Consider the following 14,045-nt stretch of genomic DNA (forward strand, 5'->3'; position numbering starts at 1 on the left):
AGATGAGTGTTCGCCGTTTAGCCGATGCCAGCGTCCAGCCAGCCTCCTTCGCCTTCAACAAGGCGAACGCGGCGGCGGCAAGGCAGTGGATCAAGAAATATCCCAAGGGCCGCGAGCAGTCGGCCATCATTCCGCTTCTGATGATCGCGCAGGAGCAGGAAGGCTGGGTGACGAAGGCCGCCATCGAATCGATCTGCGACATGCTGGAGATGCCGCGCATCCGTGGCCTTGAAGTTGCGACCTTCTACACGCAGTACCAGCTCAAGCCGGTCGGCACGCGCGCGCATATCCAGGTCTGCGGCACCACGCCCTGCATGCTGCGCGGTTCCGAAGCGCTGATGGACGTCTGCCGCTCGAAGATCCATCACGACCAGTTCCACACCACCGACGACGGCAAGCTGTCGTGGGAAGAGGTCGAATGCCTGGGCGCCTGCGTCAACGCGCCGATGGTCATGATCTTCAAGGACACGTTCGAGGATCTGACGCCGGAGCGGCTGGAGGAAATCATCGCTCTCTATGAGGCCGGCAAGGGCGGTTCGGTGACTCCGGGCCCGCAGAATGGCCGTTTCTATTCCGCGCCGACCAGCGGCTTCACCAGCCTTCAGGACGAGAAGGCGGTGCTGAAGACGACGCGCGACAAGCAGGCCAAGGAAGCCGCCAAGGCGGCTGCGCAGGTGCCGCCTTCGGATGCGGCGAAGCCGGCGACGGCCAAGGAAGAAACCAATCCGGCGTTGAAAGCCCCCGCGGCGGCGGCGGCCGGCAAGGCGCCCGCCAAGGCATCGAAGCCCAAGCCGTCCTTGGAAAATCCGTCGCCTGCCCCGGCCTTCGACAAGAAGCAGGCGGACAAGGCAGAACCGGCGGTGGAGCGCGTGGCGAACAAGCCGCGCACCCGGCCGATCGCATCGCAGGGCGCCAAAGGGGCATTCAAGGCTCCCGAAATGCTCAAGGGTGAGCCGATCGGCGCCGGTGGCAAAAAAGTCGCCGCCAAGCAGGCAAAGCCTTCGCTCGAAGACAAGAACCGGCCCGCCGGCATCGCCAGGCCGGCGTCGGTGGACGACCTCAAGCTGATTTCGGGCGTCGGCCCGAAGATCGAGGGCGTATTGCATTCGCTCGGCATCTACACCTTCGCGCAGGTCGCGGCGTGGAAGAAGGCGGAGCGGGACTGGGTGGACGGTTACCTGTCGTTCCATGGCCGCATCGAGCGTGACGACTGGGTGCGGCAGGCCAAGGCGCTCGCCAAGGGCGGGGTCGCCGAATATATCCGCGTTTTCGGCAAGAAGCCGGTCTGAGAGAGCGAACATGCTTCAGGACAAAGATCGCATCTTCAACAACATCTACGGCCGCTTCGACAAGTCGCTGGCCGGGGCGATGCGCCGTGGCGCATGGGACAATACGCCGGGGCTGATCGGCAAGGGACGCGACTGGATCGTCAACGAGATGAAGGCGTCCGGCCTGCGCGGCCGTGGCGGCGCCGGCTTCCCGACGGGTCTGAAATGGTCGTTCATGCCGAAGCAGAGCGACGGCCGTCCGAGCTATCTCGTGGTCAACGCGGACGAGTCCGAGCCCGGCACCTGCAAGGACCGCGACATCCTGCGCAACGATCCGCATACGCTGGTAGAGGGCTGCCTGATCGCCGGCTTCGCCATGGGCGCGATCGCCGCCTACATCTATGTGCGCGGCGAGTTCATCCGCGAGCGCGAAGCGCTGCAGCGGGCCATCGACGAGGCTTATGAGGCCAAGCTGATCGGCAAGGGCAACACATCCGGCTACGATTTCGACATCTATGTCCACCACGGCGCCGGCGCCTACATCTGCGGCGAGGAGACGGCGCTGCTGGAAAGCCTGGAAGGCAAGAAGGGCCAGCCGCGGCTGAAGCCGCCGTTCCCGGCCAATGTCGGCCTCTATGGTTGCCCGACCACGGTCAACAATGTGGAATCGATCGCCGTCGCCCCGACGGTCCTGCGGCGCGGCGCGGCCTGGTTCGCATCCTTCGGCCGGCCGAACAATGCCGGCACCAAGCTTTTCTGTATCTCCGGCCACGTCAACAATCCGTGCACGGTCGAAGAGGCGATGTCGATCCCGTTCCGCGAGCTGATCGAGACGCATTGCGGCGGCATACGCGGCGGCTGGGACAATCTGCTGGCGGTCATTCCGGGCGGCGCTTCGGTGCCGCTGGTGCCGGCCGAGCAGATCATGGACACGCCGATGGATTTCGACGCGTTGCGCGACCTGAAATCGGGTCTCGGCACGGCCGCTGTCATCGTCATGGACAAGTCGACCGACGTGGTGAAGGCCATCGCGCGGCTCAGCTATTTCTACAAGCACGAGAGCTGCGGCCAGTGCACGCCCTGCCGCGAAGGCACCGGCTGGATGTGGCGGGTGATGGAGCGGCTTGTGCGCGGCGAGGCGCAGAAGCGCGAGATCGACATGCTGCTCGACGTCACCAAGCAGGTGGAAGGCCATACGATCTGCGCGCTGGGCGATGCGGCGGCATGGCCGATCCAGGGCCTGATGCGGCACTTCCGTGGCGAGGTGGAGCGGCGTATCGACGAGTTCTCGCGCAATGCACACAAGGCCGAACCGGTTCTGGTCGCGGCGGAATAAAGATGAACGAAGTCGAGAAAATGGGCGAAAGCCTGGCAAGCATGATGCCGAAGGAGATGGCGGGCGCCGTCAATCTCTTCACGCCTCCGCTCGCCGGCGCGGCGGCAATGTCGGCGCTCGGCATCGGCTTCGCCAGCCATGCTTTTGGTGTGTGGATGGGCGCGATGGCCGGCGCCGCCGAGATCTCCCAGCGCCTGATGCAGCCGATGCTGGATGAGATGCCCGGTGGGGCGCGGGATTTCGCGCCACCTGCCAAGGCGCCCGTGGCCAGGGCGCGGGATGCGGCGGAGAAGCTCATTCGAACGACGCAGGACGCGGCGGAAGGTGTGGCCAGGGAAACCCGCGGCGCGGCTTCTTCTATGCCGCCGGTGGGCGAGGGCCGAACCGGTGCCGCAGCCGCGCTGATGCCGGAGGATTTCCGTCAGCCGCAAGGCATGGAAAAACCACGCAAACCGGACGACCTCAAGGCTATTGCCGGCGTCGGTCCAAAGCTCGAGCAGGTGCTGAACGGGTTTGGCGTGTGGACATATCGGCAGATTGCCGCGTGGAAGGCCGAGGAAATTGCCTGGATGGAAGACGCCCTCGGCTTCAAGGGGCGCATCGGGCGTGACGACTGGCTGGGGCAGGCGGCAAGGCTTGCGGGCAAGAAAAACTAAGCAGACGCCGCAGGCGCGGCGCGTGGCGAGATTGCGGGCTTTCCGCAGAGGTTCGAGACGAGATGGCAAAGCTTAAGGTCGACGGGAAAGAGATCGAGGTACCCGACCACTACACGCTGCTGCAGGCGGCGGAAGAGGCGGGCGCGGAAGTGCCGCGCTTCTGCTTCCACGAGCGGCTGTCGATCGCCGGCAACTGCCGCATGTGCCTGGTCGAGGTGAAGGGCGGCCCGCCGAAGCCGCAGGCTTCCTGCGCCATGGGCGTGCGCGATTTGCGTCCCGGCCCGAATGGCGAAGCGCCGGAAATGTTCACCAATTCGCCAATGGTGAAGAAGGCGCGCGAAGGGGTGATGGAGTTCCTGCTCATCAACCATCCGCTCGATTGCCCGATCTGCGACCAGGGCGGCGAATGCGACCTGCAGGACCAGGCGATGGCGTTCGGCGTCGATGCCTCGCGCTATCACGAGAACAAGCGCGCCGTCGAAGACAAATATATCGGCCCGCTGGTCAAGACGGTGATGAACCGCTGCATCCACTGCACGCGCTGCGTCCGCTTCTCCACGGAAGTCGCCGGCGTTTCGGAGCTCGGCCTGATCGGCCGCGGCGAGGACGCCGAGATCACCACCTATCTCGAGCAGGCGATGACCTCCGAATTGCAGGGCAACGTCGTCGATCTGTGCCCGGTCGGCGCGCTGACCTCGAAGCCGTTCGCCTTCACGGCGCGCCCCTGGGAGCTGACCAAGACCGAATCCATCGACGTGATGGACGCTGTCGGTTCGGCGATCCGGGTTGACTCGCGTGGCCGCGAAGTGATGCGCATCCTGCCGCGTATCAACGAGCAGGTGAACGAGGAGTGGATTTCCGACAAGACCCGCTTCATCTGGGACGGGTTGCGCACGCAGCGCCTCGACCGGCCCTATGTCCGCAAGGACGGCAAGCTGGTGGCGGTAAGCTGGGGCGAGGCGTTCGCCGCCATCCAGGAAGCGGTGTCGAAGACAACGCCGGAAAAAAGCGGCGCCATCGCCGGCGATCTCGCCGCCGTCGAGGACATGTATGCTCTGAAGCTTTTGATGGCCTCGCTCGGCTCGCAGAACATCGACTGCCGCCAGGACGGCGCGGCGCTTGATCCTTCGCTCGGACGCGCCAGCTACATCTTCAACCCGACCATCGAGGGCATCGAGCAGGCCGACGCCATCCTCATCATCGGCGCCAATCCGCGCTTCGAGGCCTCGGTGCTGAACGCCCGTATCCGCAAGCGCTTCCGCGCCGGCCCGCTGCCGATCGGCGTGATCGGCGATGTCGGCGACCTGCGCTACGACTACGAGATGCTCGGCGCCGGTCCGGATTCGCTGAAAGACATGGCGGACGGCAACGGCAAGTTCTTCCAGGCGCTGAAGAAGGCCTCAAAGCCACTCATCATCGTCGGCCAGGGTGCGCTGGCGCGCGCCGATGGCGCGGCGGTGCTGGGTCAGGCGGCGAAGCTGGCTGCTGCCATCGGCGCTGTCACCACCGAATGGAACGGCTTTGCGGTGCTGCACAACGCGGCCGCGCGCGTTGGCGGCCTCGACATAGGCTTCGTGCCGGGCGAGGGCGGCAAGGATGTCGCCGGAATGCTCGGCGGAGCGGACGTGCTGTTCCTGCTCGGGGCCGACGAGATCGACATGGGCAAGACCGGCGGCGCGTTTGTCGTCTATATCGGCACGCATGGCGATGCCGGCGCGCACCGCGCCAACGTCATTTTGCCGGCCGCCGCCTACACGGAAAAGTCCGGCACCTATGTGAACACGGAAGGCCGCGTGCAGCAGACCAGCCGCGCCGGCTTCGCCCCCGGCCAGGCGCGCGAGGACTGGGCGATCCTGCGCGCCCTTTCGGACGTTCTCGGCCACAAGCTGCCGTTCGATTCGCTGGCGCAGTTGCGCGCAAAGCTCTACGCCGAATACCCGCATCTCGCACGCATCGACCAGATCGCGGCGGGCGATGCCGGCGACGTCGCCAAAGCGGCGAAGCTCGGCGGGCGGCTCGGCAAGGGCGCCTTCACCGCGCCGGTGAAGGATTTCTATCTCACCAACCCGATCGCGCGCGCATCGGCGGTCATGGCCGAGTGTTCGGCTTTGGCCAGGAACGGCTTCCGGCAGGCGGCGGAGTAAGACATGGACAGCTTCTTCTCCTTCTATGTCCTGCCGGCGCTGATCATCGCGCTGAAGTCGGTCGTGCTGATCGTCATTCTGCTGATCTTCGTGGCCTACGTGCTTTACGCCGACCGCAAGATCTGGGCGGCGGTGCAGCTGCGCCGCGGCCCGAACGTCGTCGGCCCGTGGGGAACGCTGCAGGCCTTCGCCGACCTGTTCAAGTTCGTGTTCAAGGAACCGATCATCCCGTCGGGCGCCAACAAGGGCGTGTTCCTGCTGGCGCCGCTGGTGTCGGCGGTGCTGGCAATCTCGGCCTGGGCGGTGATCCCGGTCAGCGACGGCTGGGCCATCGCCAATGTCAATGTCGGCATTCTCTACGTCTTCGCCATCTCGTCGCTGGAAGTCTACGGCGTCATCATGGGCGGCTGGGCGTCGAACTCGAAATATCCGTTCCTCGGGGCGCTGCGCTCGGCGGCGCAGATGGTGTCCTACGAGGTTTCCATCGGCTTCGTCATCGTCACCGTGCTCCTGTGCGTCGGTTCGCTCAACCTGTCGGACATCGTGCTGTCGCAGCATGACGGCATCGGCACGCGGCTCGGCCTGCCCAACACCTTCCTCGACTGGCACTGGCTCGGCCTGTTCCCGATGTTCGTGGTGTTCTTCATCTCGGCGCTGGCCGAAACGAACCGCCCGCCCTTCGACCTGGTGGAAGCGGAATCGGAACTGGTCGCCGGCCACATGGTCGAATATTCGTCGACGCCCTTCCTGCTGTTCTTCCTCGGAGAATATGTCGCCATCGTGCTGATGTGCGCACTCGCCACCATCCTGTTCCTCGGCGGGTGGCTGCCGCCCTTCGACTTCGCGCCCTTCACCTGGGTGCCGGGCGTCATATGGTTCGTGCTGAAGGTCTGCTTCGTCTTCTTCATGATCTCGATGGTGAAGGCGTTCGTGCCGCGCTACCGCTATGACCAGCTCATGCGGCTCGGCTGGAAGGTGTTCCTGCCGATTTCGCTGGCGATGGTCGTCATCACCGCCGCATTCCTCAAGATAACCGGGTGGGCATGATGGAAATACCTTGGCCCGAAGGATTGTCGCTGCTTTCGAGCGTGGTGTTGGGCGTCGGCATATTTGGTGGAGTGGGGCTGGTTCTCGTAACACTGGTCTGCGGCGTTGTGCAGAGATTGCAGCCGGAAGGATTAGACGTGCCGGTCTTCGGAAGAATGAGACCAAGGATTTTTTATTTTGGTCTGGTTTTACCGATCTTTGTTGTTTTAGGGGCGCTTTTTGGACTTGAAATGGGAGGGCAGTAACATGTCGGCACTTTCCCAAGCCGCTGGATCGCTTCTGCTGAAGGATTTCGTCAGCGCGTTCTTCCTGTCGATGCGGCAGTTCTTCGCGCCGAAGGAGACGATCAACTATCCGCATGAGAAGGGGCCGATCAGCCCACGCTTCCGCGGCGAACACGCGCTGCGCCGCTATCCGAACGGCGAAGAACGCTGCATCGCCTGCAAGCTGTGCGAGGCGATCTGCCCGGCGCAGGCCATCACCATCGAGGCCGGGCCGCGCCGCAACGACGGCACGCGGCGCACGGTGCGCTACGACATCGACATGGTGAAGTGCATCTATTGCGGCTTCTGCCAGGAAGCGTGTCCGGTCGACGCCATCGTCGAGGGGCCGAATTTCGAGTTCGCGACGGAAACGCGCGAGGAACTCTACTACGACAAGGACAAGCTGCTGGCGAACGGCGACCGGTGGGAGCGCGAGATCGCGCGCAACATGGAACTGGACGCGCCGTACCGGTGAGAAATTTCCTCTCCCCGTGAACGGGGAGAAGGAATAACGCAAACATGGACGCGTCATTGGGCGTCGTCTAAGGAACACGCGATTTCGTCCGGCAATCGGGATGGAGTCGGAATAGGAACCCGGGGATTAACCCATGCTGAATGGACTAGAGGCGATCTTCTTCTACCTCTTCGCCTTTATCGCGGTGGCGTCGGCCTTCATGGTCATCTCCGCCCGCAATCCCGTGCACTCCGTGCTCTACCTGATCCTCACCTTCTTCAACGCCGCCGGACTGTTCCTGCTGACCGGGGCGGAGTTCCTGGCGATGATCCTGCTCGTCGTCTATGTCGGCGCGGTGATGGTGCTGTTCCTGTTCGTCGTCATGATGCTGGACGTCGACTTCGCCGAACTGAAGAGCGGCGCGCTGCAATATGCGCCGATCGGTGCTCTGGTCGGGCTGATCCTGGCAGCGGAGCTGATCGTCGTGCTGGGCGGCTATACATTCGCGCCGCAGCTCGCCTCGACGGTCGCCATGCCGACCCCGGACCTGGCGGTGCGGTCGAACACGGCGGCGCTCGGGGACATCCTCTATACGGATTATCTCTATTACTTCCAGATTTCGGGCCTGATCCTGCTGGTCGCCATGATCGGCGCCATCGTTCTGACGCTGCGCCACAAGGAAGGCGTCAAGCGCCAGTCCATTCCGGCCCAGGTGGCGCGCAATCCGGCGACCGCCATGGAAATCAAGAAGGTCAAGACGGGAGAGGGCATCTGATATGGTTGTCGGCATCGCACATTTTCTCACCGTTTCGGCGATCCTGTTCACGCTCGGCGTGTTCGGCATCTTTCTGAACCGCAAGAACGTCATCGTCATCCTGATGTCGGTGGAGCTGATCCTTTTGGCGGTGAACATCAATTTCGTCGCCTTCTCGGCGGCGCTGGGCGACCTCGTGGGCCAGGTCTTTGCGCTGTTCGTGCTGACGGTGGCCGCCGCCGAAGCGGCGATCGGACTTGCCATTCTCGTCGTCTTCTTCCGCAACCGCGGCACCATCGCGGTCGAAGACGTGAACATGATGAAGGGCTGACGGGGCAATCATGTACCAAGCCATTGTTTTCCTACCCCTCATCGGCTTCCTGATCGTCGGGCTGTTCGGCAATTCGCTGGGCGCCAAGGCATCGGAGTTCATCACCTCCGGCTTCCTGGTGATCGCTGCGGCGTTGTCCTGGGTCGCCTTCTTCGCCGTCGGGTTCGGCGAGGGCGAGGTGTTTACCGTCCCGGTTCTGCGCTGGATCCAGTCCGGCGGCGTCGATGCCGCCTGGGCGCTGCGTATCGATACGCTGACGGTCGTCATGCTGGTGGTGGTCAACACGGTGTCGGCGCTGGTCCATATCTACTCGATCGGCTACATGCACCACGATCCGAACCGGCCGCGCTTCTTCGCCTATCTGTCGCTGTTCACCTTCGCCATGCTGATGCTGGTGACGTCGGACAATCTCATCCAGATGTTCTTCGGCTGGGAGGGCGTCGGTCTCGCCTCCTATCTGCTGATCGGCTTCTGGTACAGGAAGCCGTCGGCCAACGCAGCCGCCATCAAGGCCTTCGTCGTCAACCGCGTCGGCGATTTCGGCTTCGCGCTCGGCATCTTCGGCGTGTTCGTGCTGTTCGGCTCGGTCAACCTTTCCACCATCTTCGCCAATGCGGCCTCCTTCGTGCCGGCCGAGCATGGCGCGGAAGCCGCCGCCCATGGCGAGACGGTGCTGACCTTCCTCGGTTACGCGCTGGACAAGGGCGCGGCGCTGACCATCGTGTGCCTGCTGCTGTTCATGGGCGCCATGGGCAAGTCGGCGCAGGTGCCGCTGCACACCTGGCTGCCGGACGCCATGGAAGGCCCGACGCCGGTCTCGGCGCTCATCCATGCCGCCACCATGGTGACGGCCGGCGTGTTCATGCTGGCGCGGCTGTCGCCGCTGTTCGAGCTGTCGCACACGGCGCTCACCGTGGTGACGCTGATCGGCGCCATCACCGCCTTCTTCGCGGCGACCGTCGGCCTGGTGCAGAACGACATCAAGCGCGTCATCGCCTATTCGACCTGCTCGCAGCTCGGCTACATGTTCGTGGCGCTGGGGGTAGGGGCCTATGGCGTGGCGATTTTCCACCTGTTCACGCACGCCTTCTTCAAGGCGCTGCTGTTCCTCGGCTCGGGCTCGGTGATCCACGCCGTCTCCGACGAGCAGGACATGCGCAAGATGGGCGGCCTGCGCAAGCTGATCCCGACCACCTACTGGATGATGGTGATCGGCACGCTGGCGCTCACCGGTGTCGGCATCCCGGCCACGCTCATCGGCACCGCCGGCTTCTTCTCCAAGGACGCCATTATCGAGGCCTCGTTCGTCGGCCACAATCCGGTGGCGCTGTTCGCCTTCATCATGCTGGTCATCGCGGCCTGCTTCACCTCCTTCTACTCCTGGCGCCTGATCTTCATGACCTTCCACGGCAAGCCGCGCGCCAGCCATGAGGTCATGCACCATGTGCATGAATCGCCGCCGGTGATGCTGGTGCCGCTGTTCGTGCTGGCTGCCGGCGCGCTGTTCGCGGGCTTCCTGTTCCACGACGCCTTCATCGGCGAAGGATATGGGGAGTTCTGGAAGGCGTCGCTGTTCACGCTGCCGACCAACCATATCCTGCACGACATGCATGAAGTGCCGATGTGGGTGAAGCTGGCGCCGTTCGTGGCCATGCTGATCGGCCTTCTGGTGGCCTGGCAGTTCTACATCCGCAACCCGCAGGCGCCGCGCGATCTCGCGGCCCGGCATCGCGGCCTCTACGCCTTCCTGCTCAACAAGTGGTATTTCGACGAGCTGTACGACTTCCTGTTCGTGCGGCCAGCGAAATGGCTCGGCTACACGCTGTGGAAGAAGGGCGACGGCACCGTCATCGACGGGTTCGGGCCTGACGGGGTCTCGGCCCGCGTGGTCGACGTGACCAACCGCGTCGTCAAGCTGCAGACCGGCTATCTCTATCACTATGCCTTCGCCATGCTGATCGGCGTTGCGGCTCTCGTCACCTGGATGATGCTATGACCGACTGGCCTATTCTCTCGACGGTCACATTCCTGCCGCTGGTCGGCATCCTGCTCATCCTGTTCATCCGCGATGACAGCGAGAACGCGCGCCGCAATGTGCGCATGATCGCGCTGTGGACGACGATCATCACCTTCGTCATCTCGCTGTTCATCTGGGCCGGCTTCGACAATTCGAACCCCGGCTTCCAGATGGTCGAGAAGACGGACTGGCTGGATTCCGGCATCTCCTACCATATGGGCGTCGACGGCATCTCGATGCTGTTCGTCATCCTGACGACCTTCCTGATGCCGCTGTGCATCCTGGCGAGCTGGCAGTCGATCGAGAAGCGGGTGAAGGCGTATATGATCGCCTTCCTGCTGCTGGAAACGCTGATGATCGGCGTGTTCTGCGCCCTCGACATCGTGCTGTTCTACGTCTTCTTCGAAGCCGGGCTGATTCCGATGTTCATCATCATCGGCGTGTGGGGCGGCAAGCGGCGCGTCTACGCGTCGTTCAAGTTCTTCCTCTACACGCTGCTCGGCTCGGTGCTGATGCTGCTCGCCATCATGGCAATGCTTTACCAGGCCGGCACGACGGACATCCCGACGCTGCTGACCCACAATTTCCCGGCGACCATGCAGACATGGCTGTGGCTGGCCTTCTTCGCCTCCTTCGCGGTGAAGATGCCGATGTGGCCGGTGCATACCTGGCTGCCGGACGCGCACGTCGAAGCGCCGACCGCCGGCTCGGTCATCCTGGCCGGCATCCTGCTGAAGATGGGGGGATACGGCTTCCTGCGCTTCTCGCTGCCCATGTTCCCGCTGGCGTCGGAGATGTTCGCGCCGCTGGTGTTCACCCTGTCGGTCGTCGCCATCATCTACACCTCGCTGGTGGCGCTGATGCAGGAGGACATCAAGAAGCTGATCGCCTATTCGTCGGTAGCTCATATGGGCTTCGTGACCATGGGCATCTTCGCGATGAACCAGGAGGGCGTGCAGGGCGCGATCTTCCAGATGCTCTCGCACGGTCTCGTTTCCGGCGCGCTGTTCCTTTGCGTCGGCGTCATCTACGACCGGATGCACACGCGCGAGATCGCCGCCTATGGCGGGCTGGTCAACAACATGCCGAAATACGCGACGGTGCTTTTGATCTTCACCATGGCCAATGTCGGCCTGCCGGGCACCAGCGGTTTCGTCGGCGAGTTCCTGACGATGCTCGGCGTCTTCAAGGTAAACACCTGGATCGCGTTCTTCGCCGCGTTCGGCGTCATCCTGTCGGCGGCCTATGCGCTGTGGCTCTATCGCCGGGTGATCTTCGGCGCGCTGACCAAGGACAGTTTGAAGACCCTGCTCGACCTGTCACCGCGCGAGAAGGTGGTCATCTATCCGCTGGTGGTGCTGACGATCTTCTTCGGCGTCTATCCGGCGCCCGTGTTCGACGCGACCGCGCAGTCGGTCAAGGCGCTGGTCACCAACGTCTCCGCATCCATCAACTCCGCGCAGACCGCGGCGGCGAACTGAACCTGAGGCAATCATGACGTCGGACATTCTCTCCAGCCTCTCGCTTTCGGCCCCCGAACTGATCATCGCCATCGGTGCGCTGGTGCTGTTGATGGTCGGCGCCTATTCGCGCGAAGCGACCGGCGGCGCGATCAGCGGGCTTGCCGTCGCCATCCTGATCGTGGCAGGCGGCTGGATGCTGTTCGTCACCGGCGAAGGCAGCGCCTATGGCGGCGCCTATGTGCAGGACGCGTTCGCCCGTTTCATGAAAGTGCTGTCGCTGGTCGGCTCGGCGGTAGCGCTGATCATGTCGGTGCGCTTCGCCAGGCAAGAGAATTTCGACAAGTTCGAGTACCCGGTTCTGATCCTGCTTTGCACGCTCGGCATGATGCTGATGATCTCGGCCAGCGGAATGATCGGGCTTTATCTCGGCCTCGAACTTCAGTCGCTGGCGATCTATGTGCTGGCGGCGATCAACCGCGAGAATGCCCGCTCCACCGAGGCAGGCCTGAAGTATTTCGTGCTGGGCGCGCTGTCTTCCGGCATGCTGCTCTACGGCATCAGCCTCGTTTACGGCTACACCGGAAACACGTCCTTCGACGCCATCGCGTCGGCGCTGGGTACGGGTGAACGGCAGCTCGGTCTGGTGTTCGGACTGGTTTTTGTCCTCGCCGGCCTTGCCTTCAAGATTTCCGCCGTGCCGTTCCACATGTGGACGCCCGACGTCTATGAGGGCGCACCGACGCCGGTCACCGCCTTCCTGGCGGCGGCGCCCAAAATGGCGGCCATGGCGCTGATCGTGCGCGTCACCATGGGCGCGTTCGAGCCGATTGCCGCCGACTGGCAGCAAATCATCGTCTTCATCTCCATCGCCTCGATGGCGCTCGGCGCGTTCGCTGCCATCGGCCAGACCAATATCAAGCGGCTGATGGCCTATTCCTCGATCGGCCATATGGGCTATGCGCTGGTCGGCCTTGCCGCCAACAGCGAGGCCGGCGTGCGCGGCGTCGCTATCTATATGCTGATCTATCTGGTGATGACGCTCGGCACCTTCGCCTTCATCCTGGCCATGCGTCGCAACGACCAGAATGTCGAGCAGATCAGCGATCTCGCCGGCCTGTCGTCGACCAATCCGGCGATGGCGACGGTGCTGACCATCCTGATGTTCTCGCTGGCCGGCATTCCGCCGCTCGCCGGCTTCTGGGGGAAATGGTACGTCTTCCTCGCCGCCATCAACGCCAATCTCTACGCGCTTGCGGTGCTCGGCGTTCTCGCTTCGGTGGTCGGCGCTTACTACTATCTGCGCATCATCAAGATCATGTGGTTCGATGAATCCGTGGGCGGCTTCCAGCCCATGGCGGGAGAACTGCGGGTGGTGCTCGGCGTGTCCGGCATCTTCGTCCTGCTCTACGTGCTGATCGGCGGCCCCGTTGCCACCTATGCCGGGGCCGCCGCGAAGACATTCTTCTGATGGGATTTGCACTGGCGCCGACCGCTGCCGCCGAAGGCTTCCGCCTCGAGGCGCACGATACGGTCGGTTCCACCAACGCGCTGGCGCTGGACCATGCCCGCGCCGGCGATCCTGGCAAGCTTTGGGTCGTCTCGAAGAAGCAGGACAGCGGACGTGGCCGCCGCGGCCGGGCGTGGGCGACGCCGCATGGCAATCTTGCCGCGACGCTGCTGGTGATTTCGGGCGGAGAACTGCGGCTGGCGGCGACACTCGGCTTCGTCGCCGGGCTGGCGCTGGCGGATGCGCTGGAGGCCGTGGTTCCCGACAGGCGCATTGCCATAGGACTGGACGGCGCCAGCGCCGGACGCAACCGTTTCGAACTGAAATGGCCGAACGACGTGCTGGCTTCCGGCGCGAAGATGGCCGGCATCCTGCTTGAATCGGCGGTGCTTGGGGACGGGCGGTTTGCCGTCGCCGTCGGCATCGGCGTCAACGTCGTCGCGCACCCGCAGGATTTGCCCTATCCGGCGACGTCGCTGAAGGAACTGGGCAGTGGTTGCGACGCCGAAACACTGTTTCTGGCGCTGTCGGACGCCTGGAGCGAAAACGCCCGGCTCTGGCAGGAGGGACGCGGGCTCGATGCCGTGCGCAAACGCTGGCTGCAGCGCGCCGCCGGCCTCGGCGGGCAGGTTGCGGTCAGAATCGACGGGAATGTGGTGCGTGGCACCTTTGAAACCATTGACGAGGACTGCCGTTTCGTGGTCCGCGATGAACGCGGCGCGCTGTTGACGATTGCGGCCGGCGACGTTCACTTCGGCGCGGTCGCTTCGGCGGGCTCTGTCTAAGACCTCAGGAAGGACCCTTC

13 protein-coding genes are annotated in these 14,045 nt (G+C 63.9%); all 13 read left to right on the top strand.

What is annotated here, in order from left to right:
• Nucleotides 1-2: 2 nt before the first annotated feature.
• The 13 genes from J2X35_RS19505 to J2X35_RS19565 all read left to right on the top strand — a co-directional run bounded on the left by J2X35_RS19505 (nt 3) and on the right by J2X35_RS19565 (nt 14,025).
• Nucleotides 3-1,289 (top strand): NADH-quinone oxidoreductase subunit E, encoded by a 1,287-nt coding sequence (locus J2X35_RS19505; protein ID WP_310189238.1) that lies wholly within the window; start codon nt 3-5, stop codon nt 1,287-1,289.
• 10 nt (nt 1,290-1,299) lie between these two features.
• Nucleotides 1,300-2,604, top strand: coding sequence for an NADH-quinone oxidoreductase subunit NuoF (gene nuoF, locus J2X35_RS19510; RefSeq protein ID WP_310189240.1), 1,305 nt, complete (start codon nt 1,300-1,302; stop codon nt 2,602-2,604).
• Nucleotides 2,605-2,606: 2 nt separating this feature from the next.
• Nucleotides 2,607-3,260, top strand: coding sequence for an NADH-ubiquinone dehydrogenase (locus tag J2X35_RS19515; protein WP_310189242.1), 654 nt, complete (start codon nt 2,607-2,609; stop codon nt 3,258-3,260).
• Between the two features lie 62 nt (nt 3,261-3,322).
• On the top strand, nt 3,323-5,404 hold the full coding sequence (nuoG, locus tag J2X35_RS19520; protein ID WP_310189245.1) for an NADH-quinone oxidoreductase subunit NuoG: 2,082 nt from the start codon (nt 3,323-3,325) through the stop codon (nt 5,402-5,404).
• Between the two features lie 3 nt (nt 5,405-5,407).
• Nucleotides 5,408-6,451 (top strand): NADH-quinone oxidoreductase subunit NuoH, encoded by a 1,044-nt coding sequence (nuoH, locus tag J2X35_RS19525; RefSeq protein ID WP_056110283.1) that lies wholly within the window; start codon nt 5,408-5,410, stop codon nt 6,449-6,451.
• Nucleotides 6,442-6,696 (top strand): hypothetical protein, encoded by a 255-nt coding sequence (locus J2X35_RS19530; protein WP_310189248.1) that lies wholly within the window; start codon nt 6,442-6,444, stop codon nt 6,694-6,696. The genes nuoH and J2X35_RS19530 overlap by 10 nt, the downstream gene beginning before the upstream one ends.
• 1 nt (nt 6,697) lies before the next feature.
• Nucleotides 6,698-7,189, top strand: coding sequence for an NADH-quinone oxidoreductase subunit NuoI (gene nuoI, locus J2X35_RS19535; RefSeq protein ID WP_310189250.1), 492 nt, complete (start codon nt 6,698-6,700; stop codon nt 7,187-7,189).
• Nucleotides 7,190-7,322: 133 nt separating this feature from the next.
• A complete protein-coding gene (locus J2X35_RS19540; RefSeq protein ID WP_310189252.1) occupies nt 7,323-7,943 on the top strand; it encodes an NADH-quinone oxidoreductase subunit J in 621 nt (206 codons plus the stop codon).
• A 1-nt stretch (nt 7,944) separates the two neighbouring features.
• The gene (gene nuoK, locus J2X35_RS19545; RefSeq protein WP_056110277.1) at nt 7,945-8,253 is read left to right on the top strand and encodes an NADH-quinone oxidoreductase subunit NuoK; all 309 of its coding nucleotides are present in this window, start codon (nt 7,945-7,947) and stop codon (nt 8,251-8,253) included.
• A gap of 10 nt (nt 8,254-8,263) precedes the next feature.
• Nucleotides 8,264-10,249 carry an NADH-quinone oxidoreductase subunit L gene (gene nuoL, locus J2X35_RS19550; protein ID WP_310189255.1) on the top strand — a complete coding sequence of 662 codons (1,986 nt, stop codon included), beginning with the start codon at nt 8,264-8,266 and terminating at the stop codon, nt 10,247-10,249.
• Nucleotides 10,246-11,751 carry an NADH-quinone oxidoreductase subunit M gene (locus J2X35_RS19555; protein WP_310189257.1) on the top strand — a complete coding sequence of 502 codons (1,506 nt, stop codon included), beginning with the start codon at nt 10,246-10,248 and terminating at the stop codon, nt 11,749-11,751. Before nuoL ends, J2X35_RS19555 begins: the two co-directional genes overlap by 4 nt.
• Nucleotides 11,752-11,764: 13 nt before the next feature.
• On the top strand, nt 11,765-13,201 hold the full coding sequence (gene nuoN, locus J2X35_RS19560; protein WP_310189259.1) for an NADH-quinone oxidoreductase subunit NuoN: 1,437 nt from the start codon (nt 11,765-11,767) through the stop codon (nt 13,199-13,201).
• Nucleotides 13,201-14,025: a biotin--[acetyl-CoA-carboxylase] ligase gene (locus J2X35_RS19565; protein ID WP_310189262.1), complete on the top strand. Its 825-nt coding sequence runs from the start codon at nt 13,201-13,203 to the stop codon at nt 14,023-14,025. The genes nuoN and J2X35_RS19565 overlap by 1 nt, the downstream gene beginning before the upstream one ends.
• Nucleotides 14,026-14,045 lie beyond the last annotated feature (20 nt).

Origin of the sequence: Mesorhizobium sp. BE184, assembly GCF_031457045.1 — a bacterium.
Taxonomy (GTDB): domain Bacteria; phylum Pseudomonadota; class Alphaproteobacteria; order Rhizobiales; family Rhizobiaceae; genus Mesorhizobium.

Coding starts and splice junctions, on each gene's coding strand:
- J2X35_RS19505 (WP_310189238.1), top strand. CDS start 3: ATGAGTGTTCGCCGTTTAGCCGATGCCAGCGTCCAGCCAGCCTCCTTC.
- nuoF (WP_310189240.1), top strand. CDS start 1,300: ATGCTTCAGGACAAAGATCGCATCTTCAACAACATCTACGGCCGCTTC.
- J2X35_RS19515 (WP_310189242.1), top strand. CDS start 2,607: ATGAACGAAGTCGAGAAAATGGGCGAAAGCCTGGCAAGCATGATGCCG.
- nuoG (WP_310189245.1), top strand. CDS start 3,323: ATGGCAAAGCTTAAGGTCGACGGGAAAGAGATCGAGGTACCCGACCAC.
- nuoH (WP_056110283.1), top strand. CDS start 5,408: ATGGACAGCTTCTTCTCCTTCTATGTCCTGCCGGCGCTGATCATCGCG.
- nuoI (WP_310189250.1), top strand. CDS start 6,698: ATGTCGGCACTTTCCCAAGCCGCTGGATCGCTTCTGCTGAAGGATTTC.
- J2X35_RS19540 (WP_310189252.1), top strand. CDS start 7,323: ATGCTGAATGGACTAGAGGCGATCTTCTTCTACCTCTTCGCCTTTATC.
- nuoK (WP_056110277.1), top strand. CDS start 7,945: ATGGTTGTCGGCATCGCACATTTTCTCACCGTTTCGGCGATCCTGTTC.
- nuoL (WP_310189255.1), top strand. CDS start 8,264: ATGTACCAAGCCATTGTTTTCCTACCCCTCATCGGCTTCCTGATCGTC.
- J2X35_RS19555 (WP_310189257.1), top strand. CDS start 10,246: ATGACCGACTGGCCTATTCTCTCGACGGTCACATTCCTGCCGCTGGTC.
- nuoN (WP_310189259.1), top strand. CDS start 11,765: ATGACGTCGGACATTCTCTCCAGCCTCTCGCTTTCGGCCCCCGAACTG.
- J2X35_RS19565 (WP_310189262.1), top strand. CDS start 13,201: ATGGGATTTGCACTGGCGCCGACCGCTGCCGCCGAAGGCTTCCGCCTC.